This window comes from Aeromonas sp. 62-46 (genome assembly GCF_001898585.1).
In the GTDB taxonomy this organism is placed as follows: domain Bacteria; phylum Pseudomonadota; class Gammaproteobacteria; order Enterobacterales; family Aeromonadaceae; genus Aeromonas; species Aeromonas caviae.
Window position 1 is genome coordinate 1 of record NZ_MKUI01000015.1, and the last position, 13,119, is coordinate 13,119.

Here is a 13,119-nt window from a genome sequence, read left to right on the forward strand (position 1 = left end):
TTGGCGCCGTCGGTGATGTTGACCCGGCCGTCGTCAGAGGTGCCCATGTTGATGTCACAGAGAGAGGCACCATATCGCCGCACGGCCCGCATCAGGCCCTGTCCAGCAACGCCCGCACCGCTGCGACCTTGGCGCCGTCGGTGATGTTGACCCGGCCATCGTCCGAGGTGCCCATGTTCACACCATGGGGCACCATGCCGCCGCGCCAGCCCATGCCGGACATGTGCACTTCATTGACGCCGGTGAACTCGATGATGGTGCGCACGTTGTCGGCGTTGACCCCGGCCCCCGGCATCAGGCTGGCCCGTCCCGCCAGCGCCTGGTGCATGGCCTGCAGGGTTTCGAGCCCCGCCAGCGCGGTCGGCGCATGGCCGGAGCTCAGAATGCGCTCGCAACCCGCCGCGACGATCGTCTCGAGATCCAGCCGCCAGTCGGAGGAGAGATCGATGGCCCGGTGGAAGGTGACGCCGAGCGGCCCCGCCGTCTCGACCAGTTGCCGGAGCTTGCCTTCGGGTACCCGTCCATCTTCATCCAGCAGACCGACCACCACCCCTTGCAGGCCGGCGGCACGGGCGGCGGCGATATCCTGCAACATGATGTCGAACTCCCCCTCGCCAAAACAGAAATCCCCGGCACGGGGCCGGATCATGGCGTAGACGGGGATGGTGGCGTGGCGCGCCACCTGCTGCATGAAACCATAGGAGGGAGTTAGGCCACCCAGCCCCAGCGCAGAGCAGAGCTCGATGCGATCGGCGCCGGCCGCCTGGGCGGTGAACAGGGATTCGAGGTTGTCGATACAGATTTCAAGACGGGTCATGATGACTCCTTGTTCGGGGAGATCAGACCCTCTGTCCGATCTCACAGATTGAGCAGGGCTGCACCGCGCACACCGCCGGCACAACCGAATCGGGCCTCGCGGATCGCCGGCAGGGCGACACCGGGCAGCAGGTGGCCGGGCAGACGTTTGGGCAGCTCCTCATAGAGGGCTGGCAGGGCGCTCAAGCCGCCCCCCAGCACCACCACATCGGGATCAATCACCGAGATGGCGGTGGCGAGGCCAGCGGCGATGATCTCGAGCCAGCAGTCGATGGTCGAGAGGGCCGCCGCCTCACGGGCATCGGCACGGGCGACGATCTGGTGGCCGCTCACCCGTTCCCCATGAACATGGTGGTATAGCCGCTCCAGGCCCGTGCCCGACGCATAGGTTTCGAAACAGACCAGGCGCCCGCAGCCACAGCGGGGACGGGGCAAATCCGGGTATTTCATCAGGATGGTGGCGGGCAGCGGGTAGTGACCTATCTCCCCCGCCAGCCAGTTGCGCCCCTGGATGAGCTTGCCCGCCAGGTAGACGGCGCCGCCGATGCCGGTGCCTATGGTGACGCCGAGGGCGCTGCCAGCACCGTCTGCGGCCCCCTGATGCACTTCCGACCAGAGAAAACAGTTGGCGTCATTGTCGACCTTGACCGGTCGGCCCAGCAGCTCGGCCAGATCCGCCCCCAGATGGCGGCCATGGATGGCGGGCAGGTTGGCCGCCACTATGCTCCCGTCGAGGCGATTGAGGATCCCCGGAAACCCGATACCGACGGCCCCTTTCACCCCGAAGCGCGCATCCGCCGCCTCGACCCGCTCGCGGATCAGCTGCTGCAACCCTTCGTAATCATTGCCGGGAGTGCTCATGCGCTCCTCGTGACAGAGATTCAAGGCGCCGTCATACACAGCGAACGCTATCTTGGTGCCGCCAATGTCAAATCCGTAGTACATGCCACACTCCCTTGCGGTGGACCCGGCCACCTCAGTCTGTCCAGATGGGGCACATTGTATTAATTCGCAAAAAAAATAAAGTGACCGGGGGCGAAAAACGGGAGCCAGCTCAAAGCAAACGGAACATTTGTCGCTGTTGGCAAGGTTGTCCGAGGCTCATCAGGGTGCGCTCCTGACCGTCGAACATGAAGCCGCGGCGCAGGTAGAATCCCTCGCCGATGTGATTGCCATCCAGCAGCCAGAGCCTGACGCACTCGCAACCGGCCCGGCGCATCTGCACCGCCACCGCCTGCCACAGCCGTTTGCCATGACCCTGACGCCAGTAATCGGGATGAAGGTAGAGCGCCCGGATCCGCGCCGTCATCAAGCCTTCCTCCAGGGAGGGCTGCCAGTAGAGCAGGCCGATGACCACGTCGTCCTGGCAGACCAGCATGGGAACGGGGCCGGGCTCGGCGAGCCGATGTCGCCAGATCTGCAGGTGGTCGGTCACCGCCAGCTGGGCCAGCATGTCGGCCCCCAGCACCTCCCCGTAGGCCGCCAGCCAGCTCGCCCGCTGCATCACCGTCATGGCGGCGGCATCGGCGGGACGCGCCAGGCGCAGGCTTACGCCTTGCACTGGGGAACCAGCCCTGATGCTTTCGCCTGCTGGTACAGGGGCTGCACTTCGGCCTGCTGGGCCTGCAGGTTGGCGATCCGGCTCTGGTCGCTGGGGTGGGTGGAGAGCAACTGGGGCGGTGCCTTGCCACCGGAGGCGGCGCTCATGTTCTGCCACAGGGTGACGGCTTCGGCCGGGTTGAACCCGGCGCGGGCCATCAGCTCGAGACCGAGCCGGTCCGCTTCGCTCTCCTGGGTTCTGCCATAAGGCAGGGCTATCCCCACCTGGACCCCGAGGCCCAGGGCGGCCATGGTGGCAGCGCCCCCGAGGCTGTCGCTGCTGCCGATGGCAGCGTCCGCCACCGCCAGCCCGATACCGGTCAGCTGATCCCGGGAGAGGCGCTCATTGGAGTGCTGAGCCAGCACGTGGGTCAGCTCGTGACCGATGACGGTGGCGAGCTGGTCCTGATTCTTGGCGACTTTCAGCAGGCCGCTGTACACGCCTATCTTGCCGCCGGGCAGGGCGAAGGCGTTGATCTCCTTGGAGTCGAACACCACCACCTCCCAGCTGGTGATGCCATAGCTGGCAGGCACCTGAGCGGTCACCGCCTTGGCCACGCAGCCCACATAGGCATTCATCCTGGCATCCGTGCTCACCTTCTCCTGCTGCTTCATCTGGGTGAAGGAGTCGGCGCCCAGCTGGTTCATCTGCTGGGGGGAGAAAAGCAGCATCTGGTTGCGACCGGTCGGTGACTGGGCGCAGCCGGCCAGCAGGGCGCTGCACAAGGCCGTCAGGGCCAGTCTGGAGAGGGAAGATGCGCGCATGAGAGGGTCCTTTGCCGTGAAGTTGCCCTATTCTCGGAAATGCCGCCGCCCGGCGCAAGCCGGGCGCTGCGCCCTGCGACCAAAAAGATCCTGGGGCGCACCAATGAAAACGAGCCCGCATGGGGCTCGTTTTTCTGCAAGGGCTCGTTCTGTTACATGATGCCCAGCTTCTTCAGGTCGGCCTGAACCACCTTGGCCGGGACCGGCACATAGCCGTCCTTGGCAACGATGGTCTGGCCCGCCTTGGAGAGCATCATCTTCACAAACTCCTGCTCCATCGGGGAGAGCGGCTTGTTCGGATGCTTGTTCACGTAGACGTACAGGAAGCGCGACAGCGGGTACTTGCCGGTGATGGCGTTGTCGGAGCTCGCCTCGATGAAGGTCTTGCCATCCTTGGAGAGCGGAACGGCGCGCACGCCGGAGGTGACGTAGCCGATACCGGAGTAGCCGATGCCGTTCAGGGAGGAGGAGACGGACTGTACCACGGAGGCGGAGCCCGGCTGCTCGTTCACGCCGCTCTTGAAGTCACCGTTGCACAGGGCATGCTCTTTGAAGTAACCGTAGGTACCGGACACGGAGTTGCGACCGAACAGTTGCAGATCCTTGCCGGACCAGCTGCCGTCCAGACCCAGATCAGACCACTTGGTGGCCGCCTTGGCTTCGCCGCACTTGAGGGTGCTGGAGAAGATGGCGTCGATCTGCGACATGGTCAGCCCCTTGATGGGGTTGTCCTTGTTGACGAACACGGCCAGGGCATCGACAGCGACGCGGATGGCGGTCGGCTTGTAGCCGTAGCGCTTCTCGAATGCCTCCTCTTCACCAGCCTTCATGGCACGGCTCATGGGGCCAAACTGGGCGACGCCCTCGGTCAGGGCAGTCGGTGCGGTGGAAGAACCGGCGGCCTGGATCTGCACGTTGACGTTGGGATACATGCGCTTAAATTCTTCGGCCCACAGGGTCATCATGTTGGCCAGGGTGTCCGAGCCGACAGAGGACAGGTTGCCCGAGATGCCGCTGGTCGGTGTGTATTCCGGCAGGTCTTTATCCACACCGGCAGCCAGAGCGCTGACAGAAAACAGGGTTGCTGCGGTGAATCCGATGACACCAGCCAGTTTGTTGAGTTTCATCCAATCTCTCCAAGTCCAAGGTTGCAGAAGGCAATCGTCAGGTTGACGTCTAAACGTGGTTGACACCCGATCGCAATGATCCGTGGGCCAGCACCACTCCTTCTCCAGTGTTACAGAAGGTCCGTTCTTTAAGACGGCGCCAGTATCTGGCCTGGCAGTGACAAATTTATGGAATTTATATGACACTTTGATGACATGGGCCGAGAGTGGCCCGGATGAAAAAAGGGCTGCGATGCAGCCCTTCTCTCGTTGCTAACACATTGACACAAAATATTATTTCACCAGCACCATGCGGGCGGGAATAAGAAAGCTGAAGCGGCTGCCCGCACCGACCCGGCTCTCGATATCGAGATGGGCATCGTGATGACTCAGGGCATGCTTGACGATGGCAAGGCCGAGCCCGGACCCTCCGGTGTGGCGCGAGCGGGCCTTGTCGACCCGATAGAACCGCTCGGTGAGCCGCGCCAGATGCTCGGGGGGGATCCCCTCCCCCTCATCCTGCACCGCAAACAGCGCCATGCTCCCCTGCTTGCGCCACTCCACGGTGATCTTGCGCCCCGCCGGGGTGTAGTGGATGGCGTTGTAGACCAGGTTGGAGACGGCGCTGCGCAGTTGATCCTGATCCCCGCGCACCAGCAGATTGGGCTGAACCATGAAGACGATCTCGTGGGCCCGCTCACCGGAGAGCGCCCGCGCCTCCTGCTCCAGCAGCCCCAGCATGGCGGGCATGTCCACCAGATGGGAGAGATCCACGGTGGGCGCCGCCTCGATGCGCGACAGGGTGAGCAGCTGGTTGACCAGATTGTCCATGCGGATCGTCTGCTCCATCATCACCTTGTGCGCCTTGGCCCACATGGCGGGGGGCGGCGGCTCCTCGGTCATCTCCAGATACCCCTTGAGCACGGTGAGGGGGGTGCGCAGCTCATGAGAGACGTTGGAGACGAAGTGCTTGCGCGTCTTCTCCAGGCTGCGCAGCCGGGTCACGTCCCGCACCACCAGCATGGCCTGGTCCTCCGCATAGGGCATGATGCGAAATTCGAGGAACTTCTCCTCGTTGATGGGGGAGTGCATCTCGAACGGCTCGTCATACTGCCCCTTGCCCAGATAGGCGACGAAGGCGGGGTGACGGATCAGGTTGCCGATGTGCTGGCCGGCATCCTCGGGCCAGCGAAAGCCGAGCAGTTGCTCCGCCAGCCGGTTGCACCAGAGGATGCTGCCGTCGGTGCGAAACACCACGGCCGCATCGGGCAGCGCCTCCGCCCCTTCCCGAAAACGGCGGATGAGGCCCGCCAGCTCCCGGCGCCGGGCCCGGTGACGCTGCTGCAACTTGTAGATGCCGTTGAAGATGTGCTCCCAGCTGCCGCTGCCGTGGGGCGGCACCAGGCTGCGATCGTGCCACAGCCAGTCCGACAGCCGCTTCTGGAAGCGGTAGTGCCAGACCAGGTGCACCACAGTGGCCACCAGCAGGCAGAGAACGAGATGATCGATTAACCAACCTACCAAGACGAAGGGGCTGTAGAAGAACGCCATTCGCCACAACTGTCGCCGCCAGGCGTAAGGTTGCAACATTAAGATCTCCTAGAGACAGCAAAGAGCCGGGTCCAATGCCCGCCGGCAGGTGCTGGCGGCACTGGCCCTGACCTAGAGACGGGTCGAGAAGCGGTAGCCGGCCCCGCGCACCGTCTGGATCAATCTGTCGTGCCCCGTCTCTTCGATGGCCTTGCGCAGGCGGCGAATGTGCACGTCCACCGTCCTGTCCTCGACATACACGTTGGTACCCCAGACGTTGTTGAGCAACTGCTCGCGGCTGTAGACCCGCTCGGGGTGGGTCATGAAGAAGTGCAGCAGCTTGAATTCGGTCGGCCCCATGTCGAGGGCCTTCTCCTCGGCACTGACCCGGTGGGAAACGGGATCCAGCTTGAGCCCCTGCACCTCGATCACCTCGTCCACCGAGGTGGGAGAGACGCGGCGCATCACGGCGTGCAGGCGGGCGGTGAGCTCCTTGGGGGAGAAGGGCTTGGTGATGTAGTCGTCGGCACCGGCCTCGAGCCCGCGCACCTTGTCCTCTTCCTCGCCCCGGGCGGTCAGCATCACCACCGGGATCTGGCGAGTCATCTCATCCTGCTTGAGCTGCTTGAGGAACTGGATACCACTGCCACCTGGCATCATCCAATCCAGCACGATGAGTTCGGGGTAGGGTTCGCGCACCTTTGCCAGTCCATCGGCGTAATCTTCTGCTTCTACTGTTTCATATCCCTTCTCTCTCCTCTGTGAAGATGGGTGCGCCAATTATTAGAACTTTCTGTGACACTTTTATGACTTTATGACGGGCGGGATGATAAACGTTTTCAGATTCAGTTGGCAGCAGCGAGTTGCAGCAGGTCCCAGCGATTGCCACTGATGTCCTCGAACACCACCACGGTGCCGTAGGGTTCGAAGCGCGGCTGTTCACAAAAATGAACACCATAGGCCTGCATCCGCTCGTAATCGCCCCAGAAGTCGTCGGTCTCAAGGAACAGGAAGACCCGACCGCCCCCCTGGCGACCGATGGCGGCGCGCTGCTCCTCGTTGGCCGCGCGGGCCAGCAGCAGGGCGGAGCCGGGAGCCCCCTTGGGAGTGACCCGCACCCAGCGTTTGCCCGGTTTGCCCGGCTCGTCGAGGGGGGTGTCTTCCAGTAGCTCGAAGCCCATTCCCCGGGTGAAGAAGGCGATGGCCTCGTCGTAATCCGCCACCAGCAGCGTCAGGGCGCCAATGTGTTGTGCCATGGCATCTCTCCTCAGATAAATGATGGGGCGCATGATAGCCCCGCCCGGCCATGGGCTCCAGCGCCGGATCAGTCGGGCGCCACCTCCACCCGGTTGCGACCATTCTGCTTGGCCTGATAGAGCGCCTCGTCGGCCCGTTTGAGCGCCTGCTCCAGGCTATCCTTGCGCCGCTCGGCCACCCCGAAGGAGGCGGTGATACCGAGCCCCAGCGGCCAGTGCCTGTACCCCTCCAGCGCCCCTCTCAGCCGCTCCGCCAGGGCGGCGGCCCGTCCCTCGTCGTAATGGAGGCAGACCAGCACGAACTCCTCCCCACCCCAGCGCACCAGCCGGCACAGGCTGTCGCAATGGCGCAGCAGCTCGCTCACCATGTGCTTGAGCACCTCGTCCCCCACCGGGTGGCCGTGACCGTCGTTGACCCCCTTGAAGTGATCGATGTCGATATAGATGAAGGAGAGCGGCATCTCGCCGAGCTCTCCGAGCAGCTTTTCGCCGCCGAGCCGGTTGAGGGCCCCGGTCAGGGGATCGTAGCGGGCCTCCTCCTCGGTGCGCCGGTTCTGCTCGCACAGGCTCGCACTCAGGGCTTCAGCCGCGAGGCGCGCCTCCCTGGCCTTGCGCAGCCGATCGCCAAACATCAGGTTCTGGACCAGGAAGAGCAGCACGCCGTAGACAAGCCACCCCAACAGCAGATAGCGATAGAAGTCCCCCGGCTTGCACCAGCGGCCATAGAACTCCAGCCGCTCGAGCCGCAACCGGTACTCCCCCGGCAGCATCTTGTCATCGGAGGCGATCTCGATGGCATAGACATGGTGCAGATCCGGCCCCTGCTGGACCAGCGGAATGTCGTACTGCTGCACCCACCAGGAGCTGGGGGCAAAGACGTTCAGGGGGACATCCTGCTCACGGCCAAAATCCCTGGCGGTGAAGAGCACTTCATTGAACTTGTGGGAACTCTCGTCTTCCCGCGTCGAATAGACGGGATCGTAGTTGCGCAGATAAAGGCGCCAGGCCTGTTCCCCCTGCCCTTCTACATCCAGCCTCACCCGCACCCCGGTGAAGCCGGAAAGATCCAGCCCCTGCTCGGGGTTGGTCAGGGTCAGAACCAGCTCGCAGAAAGGATAGGCATATTGGCTTCGCAGGGTGCACTGGATGGCGGGTCTGTCGCCCCTCTGACTCAGGGTGGCGACGGAGGAGCCCTTGTGGGCCCTGTCATCCTGGGCACGCACGGACAAACCGGCCTGGCTCAGGATGTCGAGCCGCCGCTCGGGTCCGAATTCGAATAACACCATGGCCAGCAGGCTCGCCGCCAGCAGGCACCAGAACAACAGCGTCGTCATGCGGGAATAGGAAGGGATCATCGGCATCACACCTGAAAAAGGGCTTTTACCCTACACCTTGAAGCGCCGGACCGCGCTGATCCAGATCCAAGGTTATTACACGCGCCGCACCGGGCGCAGACGGGTGCCGACTAACCGGCACGGGCCCCATGGGGCGCAAGCGGCATCGGCCAGCAGCCGGGAGAGAGGCGGGGGGCCTCGTCGGTGGTGAGATGGGTCATTGCGCACTCCCTGCGATGGAAACATAACGAAAAAACGTCCTTGCCTTCGCAGTCTACACAAGCGCTGGACGGCGCGACACCCTTCACCCCTCCTCCCGCAGCGCCCGATAGAGGGTGGTGCGACTGATGCCAAGACGGCGCGCCGCCTCGCTCACGTTGCCGCCGCACTCTGCCAGGGTCTGCTGCACCCGCTGCCGGCTCTGCTCGCGCAGGGTATTCCCTCCCAAAGGTGAGCTCGCTCCCCCCGCCACGGCGGGCAGATGCAGATGGGCAGGTTCAATCCAGCCCTGCCCCTCTGCCAGTACACAGGCCACCTCCAGCGCCTGTTTGAGCTGGCGCACGTTGCCGGGCAGCGGGTGGGCCAGCAACCGCTGCTCCGCCTCCCGGCTCAGTTGTAGCGCCGGGTCCATCTGGGCGAGCAGGTTCAGGATCAACCCCTGACGCTCGGGCACCGACCAGGCCCGCAGGGGTGCCAGTTGCTGGCGCCAGCCGCAGATGCGGTAGTAGAGATCTTCGCGAAAGGTGCTGGCCGCCACCATGGCCGCCAGATCCCGATGGCTGGCGCTGACCAGCCAGAAATCCACCGCCTCGGGTCTGTGGCTGCCCACCGGGGTGACGACGCGCTCCTGCAACACCCGCAGCAGCCGGGTCTGGGCCTGGAGCGGCAGCTCGCCAATTTCATCCAGCATCAGGATGCCGCCGTGGGCGGCGCGCAGATAGCCCTGGCTGCCCTGGCTGCGGGCACCGCTGAAGGCCCCCCCCACGTAGCCGAACAGCTCGGCCTCCACCAGCTCCGCCGGCAGGGCGCCGCAGTTGACGCACACCAGAGGCCGCTCCCGACGGCTCGATCTGGCGTGCAGGGTGCGCACCAGGTGCTCCTTGCCGCTGCCGGTCTCCCCCTCGATGAGCAATGAGATGCCCCGCTCCAGCATCTTGAGCGGCACCTGCTGCGCCTGCGATCCCCCCTCCTCAACCGCGCTCGGCAGGGGGAGCCTGGCGGCGCGCTCCCCCGCCTCCGGCACCAGCCGCAGGCCGCGGCGCTCGCGCAGCAACTGCTGACCGTCGAAGGGGTGCTGGCCGAGCCAGAGCCGACCGGCCCGGTTGGCCCCGAGCAGCTCGCCCCCCTCCCCCAGCAGCAGGCGGGCAGACCAGAGACTCTGGGGATCGAGATCCACCAGCCAGCCCGGCTGGCGGGCCAGCAGGGCGTTTTCCAGGGTCATGGCCAGGAGGCGCACGGTGCCCAGCATGTCGCCGCCGTGGTGGGCCGCATCGGTGGAGATGTCGAGCACGCCGAGCAGTTGCCCGTCCGGCCCGAGCAGGGGGCAGGCGCTGCAACTGAGAAAGCTGTGCTGGGCGAAGAAGTGCTGCGCCCCCAGCACCTGCACCTCGCTCTGCTCGGCCAGCGCGGTGCCGATGGCGTTGGTGCCCTTGCTCGCCTCCCCCCAGCGGGCGCCGCTGCGCAGGAAGATCCGCTCGGCATGGCGGGCAAACCGGTCGTCTCCGCTCACCGCGAGGATGGCCCCCTCGCCGTCACACAGCAGCAGACGACAGGGTCTGCCCGCCAGCAACTGGCCAAAGAGCGGCAGCACGAAGCGCTGGAAGCAGGCGATGAGCGTCCTGTGCTGCTCCTGGCGAGCCGACAGCTCCCCCTGGGGCAGCAAGTCCAGCTCGGCGCTCTGCTGGCGGCTCAGCCCCTGATGCAGGCAGCGCTCCCAGGAGCGCTGGATTGGGCTGGCACCGGATTGAGGCAACTCGCTCATCACTCCTCCTTCTACACACTCGCGAATAGGGCCGCCTTGGGGGAGCGCCTTCATCACGTCTCCTGTTCACAAACGGCACAGTGTCACACCCGGTGTTCCGAAACGGCACAGTTCGGGGGCCATCCTGGGGGGCACTGGTTAACCAAGATACCCCTTGACACCCCGTTTGATAACGTTTTTGCAACCTTTTTGTGTAAAGCGCCACCCGCTGGCACGCCCCTTGCGATGACAGGAAGCAACCGGACTGCCCGCCAGGCCGGTCAGGACCACACACACATAAGGATGATGAGATGATTTATACCGCTCCCGGTCAGGCAGGTGCCCTGGTCAGCTTCAAATCCCGTTATGACAACTTCATCGGTGGCGACTGGGTGGCGCCGCGCGCCGGCCGCTATTTCGAGAACATCTCGCCGGTGGATGGCCGGGTGTTCTGCGAGGTGGCCCGCTCCGACGCCGCCGACATCGAGCTCGCCCTGGACGCGGCCCACAAGGCGTTCGCCAGCTGGAGCAAGACCAGCGTCACCGAGCGCAGCAACCTGCTGCTGCGCATCGCCGATCGCATCGAACAGAACATTGAGCGGCTTGCCGTCGCCGAGACCTGGGAGAACGGCAAGGCGGTGCGCGAGACCCTGGCCGCCGACCTGCCCCTGGTGGTGGATCACTTCCGCTACTTCGCCGGCTGCATCCGCGCCCAGGAGGGCTCCGCCGCCGAGCTGGACCAGAACACCGTCAGCTACCACTTCAAGGAGCCCATCGGCGTGGTCGGCCAGATCATCCCGTGGAACTTCCCCCTGCTGATGGCCGCCTGGAAGCTGGCCCCGGTACTGGCGGCCGGCTGCTGCAGCGTGCTCAAGCCCGCCGAGCAGACCCCGGTCACCATCATGCTGATGATGGATCTCATCAAGGACATCCTGCCCCCCGGCGTGGTCAACGTGGTCAACGGCTTCGGCGCCGAGGCGGGCCAGGCGCTCGCCACCAGCAACCGGATCCAGAAGCTGGCGTTTACCGGCTCCACCGAGGTGGGCGCCCATATCCTGCGCTGCGCCGCCGACAAGCTGATCCCCTCCACCGTGGAACTCGGTGGCAAGTCCCCCAACATCTACTTCGCCGACGTGATGCAGCACGAGAGCAGCTACATCGACAAGGCGGTGGAAGGGATGCTGATGACCTTCTTCAACCAGGGGGAGGTGTGTACCTGCCCCTCCCGCGCCCTGGTGCAGGCCAGCATCTATGACGACTTCATGGACCGGGTGCTGGCCCGCGCCCGCACCATAGTGCAGGGCAACCCTCTCGACACTGCCACCCAGGTGGGGGCCCAGGCGTCCCGCGAGCAGTTCGACAAGATCCTGAGCTACATGGAGATCGGCCGCGGCGAAGGGGCAAAAATGCTGCTGGGCGGCGGCCCGGCCAAGGTGAGCGGGCTGGAGGGGGGCTTCTACATCCAGCCCACCATCTTCTCGGGCCAGAACAAGATGCGGGTGTTCCAGGAGGAGATCTTCGGGCCGGCGCTCGGGGTCACTACCTTCAAGGACGAGGCGGATGCGCTGGCCATTGCCAACGACACCCAGTACGGGCTGGGGGCCGGCCTGTGGACCCGGGACAGCAATCTGGCCTGGCGCATGGGGCGCGGCATCCAGGCCGGCCGGGTCTGGGTCAACTGCTACCACGCCTACCCGGCCCATGCGGCCTTCGGCGGCTACAAGAAGTCGGGGATCGGTCGCGAGACCCACAAGATGATGCTGGACCACTACCAGAACACCAAGAACCTGCTGGTGAGCCACGACATCAACCCCCTCGGCTTCTTCTAAGCCCATCCCGTGATCCACAAGGGCGCCTGCGGGCGCCCTTTTTCATGCGGTTCAGGCCACGGGTTGGCCCAGTTGCTGGCGATAGCGCTGGGGGGCGCAACCCTGTTCCCGCTGAAACATGGCGATGAAAGCCGAGGTGGAGGCGTAACCGAGACGCCAGGCGATCTCCTGCACCGGCATCTCGCCCCGCAGCCAGTCCAGCGCCTTCACCAGCCGCAGCCGGGTGCGCCACTGGCCGAGGCTCATGCCAAGCTCCTTCTGGCAGCGCCGCGCCAGGGTGCGCTCCGTGGTGTGCAGCGCCCTGGCCCACTCCACCAGCGTGCGGTTGTCCTCCGGCGCCGCCTGCAATGCCGCCAGCAAGGGGGCCAGCAGGCGATCCCGGCTCTGGGGCAGGTAGCTCGGCTGGCAACGGGTGCGGGCCAGCTTCTCGATGAAGAGCTCACCCTGACGGGCATCCCACTCATCCTCCATGTGGCCGACCCGGCGCTGGGTGAAATCCTCCAGCAGGGCTCGAAGCAAGGGGGTGAGCGCCAGCAGTTGGGGTTCCCGTGGCAGGCGCGGCGCCAAGGCGTGGCTCACGTAGATGGAGGTGTAATCCAGGGTCTGCTCGTTGAAGGCGGTGTGGGGCAGGTCCGCCGGCACCCAGATGAGGTAGTCCGGGGGCGCCACCAGCCGCTCTCCCCCCACCTCCACCACCATGACCCCCAGGCTGATGAGGCTGAGCTGACCCCAGGGGTGGGCGTGCTCGGCGCAGGCGTTGCCCCCCTGGATCTGGCTGTAGCGAAAGTAGAGGGGGTTGGGGTCGGCCAGCAGGCGATCCTGCTCGGCCAGGGTGAGGGTGCCCATGCAGATTGTCCCAAAGCGGTTATGACATGTCTTATTTACGCTACTTACCTCGTTCAAGACAAGGCTAGACTCTCCCCA

11 protein-coding genes and 1 pseudogene are annotated in these 13,119 nt (G+C 65.0%); 1 reads left to right on the forward strand and 11 read right to left on the reverse strand.

Translation table 11 applies throughout. The annotated features are described in order from the left end of the window. Positions 1 to 91 precede the first annotated feature (91 nt). The 10 genes and pseudogenes from BGO64_RS04640 to BGO64_RS04685 all read right to left on the reverse strand — a co-directional run bounded on the left by BGO64_RS04640 (position 92) and on the right by BGO64_RS04685 (position 10,387). Positions 92 to 817: a copper homeostasis protein CutC gene (locus BGO64_RS04640; protein ID WP_262000027.1), complete on the reverse strand. Its 726-nt coding sequence runs from the start codon at positions 815 to 817 to the stop codon at positions 92 to 94. Positions 818 to 858: 41 nt separating this feature from the next. Beyond that, positions 859 to 1,761, reverse strand: a complete 903-nt coding sequence (locus BGO64_RS04645) for an ROK family protein (protein WP_286700256.1) — start codon at positions 1,759 to 1,761, stop codon at positions 859 to 861. 109 nt (positions 1,762 to 1,870) lie between these two features. Beyond that, the gene (locus BGO64_RS04650) at positions 1,871 to 2,377 is read right to left on the reverse strand and encodes a GNAT family N-acetyltransferase (RefSeq protein ID WP_201934829.1); all 507 of its coding nucleotides are present in this window, start codon (positions 2,375 to 2,377) and stop codon (positions 1,871 to 1,873) included. Continuing rightward, the gene (locus tag BGO64_RS04655; protein WP_010673474.1) at positions 2,365 to 3,180 is read right to left on the reverse strand and encodes a M48 family metallopeptidase; all 816 of its coding nucleotides are present in this window, start codon (positions 3,178 to 3,180) and stop codon (positions 2,365 to 2,367) included. The genes BGO64_RS04650 and BGO64_RS04655 overlap by 13 nt, the downstream gene beginning before the upstream one ends. Positions 3,181 to 3,332: 152 nt before the next feature. Beyond that, complete coding sequence (locus BGO64_RS04660; RefSeq protein ID WP_039039286.1) at positions 3,333 to 4,307, reverse strand: PstS family phosphate ABC transporter substrate-binding protein; 975 nt, start codon at positions 4,305 to 4,307, stop codon at positions 3,333 to 3,335. Positions 4,308 to 4,580: 273 nt separating this feature from the next. After that, complete coding sequence (phoR, locus tag BGO64_RS04665) at positions 4,581 to 5,876, reverse strand: phosphate regulon sensor histidine kinase PhoR (protein ID WP_010673472.1); 1,296 nt, start codon at positions 5,874 to 5,876, stop codon at positions 4,581 to 4,583. A gap of 72 nt (positions 5,877 to 5,948) precedes the next feature. After that, positions 5,949 to 6,569 (reverse strand): annotated as a pseudogene (gene phoB / locus BGO64_RS04670) (phosphate regulon transcriptional regulator PhoB); the annotation flags it as partial. A 92-nt stretch (positions 6,570 to 6,661) separates the two neighbouring features. Further along, positions 6,662 to 7,072, reverse strand: a complete 411-nt coding sequence (locus tag BGO64_RS04675; protein ID WP_286700257.1) for a VOC family protein — start codon at positions 7,070 to 7,072, stop codon at positions 6,662 to 6,664. Between the two features lie 68 nt (positions 7,073 to 7,140). Beyond that, positions 7,141 to 8,427 carry a GGDEF domain-containing protein gene (locus tag BGO64_RS04680; RefSeq protein ID WP_286700258.1) on the reverse strand — a complete coding sequence of 429 codons (1,287 nt, stop codon included), beginning with the start codon at positions 8,425 to 8,427 and terminating at the stop codon, positions 7,141 to 7,143. A gap of 283 nt (positions 8,428 to 8,710) precedes the next feature. Beyond that, positions 8,711 to 10,387, reverse strand: a complete 1,677-nt coding sequence (locus BGO64_RS04685; RefSeq protein WP_286700259.1) for a sigma-54-dependent Fis family transcriptional regulator — start codon at positions 10,385 to 10,387, stop codon at positions 8,711 to 8,713. 290 nt (positions 10,388 to 10,677) lie between these two features. Here BGO64_RS04685 and exaC point away from each other — a divergent pair, with 290 nt between their 5' ends. Further along, positions 10,678 to 12,195, forward strand: coding sequence for an acetaldehyde dehydrogenase ExaC (exaC, locus tag BGO64_RS04690; RefSeq protein WP_102948794.1), 1,518 nt, complete (start codon positions 10,678 to 10,680; stop codon positions 12,193 to 12,195). A gap of 51 nt (positions 12,196 to 12,246) precedes the next feature. Here the strand turns inward: exaC and BGO64_RS04695 are convergent, their stop codons facing one another. Further along, positions 12,247 to 13,041: an AraC family transcriptional regulator gene (locus BGO64_RS04695; RefSeq protein WP_010673466.1), complete on the reverse strand. Its 795-nt coding sequence runs from the start codon at positions 13,039 to 13,041 to the stop codon at positions 12,247 to 12,249. Between the last annotated feature and the right edge of the window lie 78 nt (positions 13,042 to 13,119).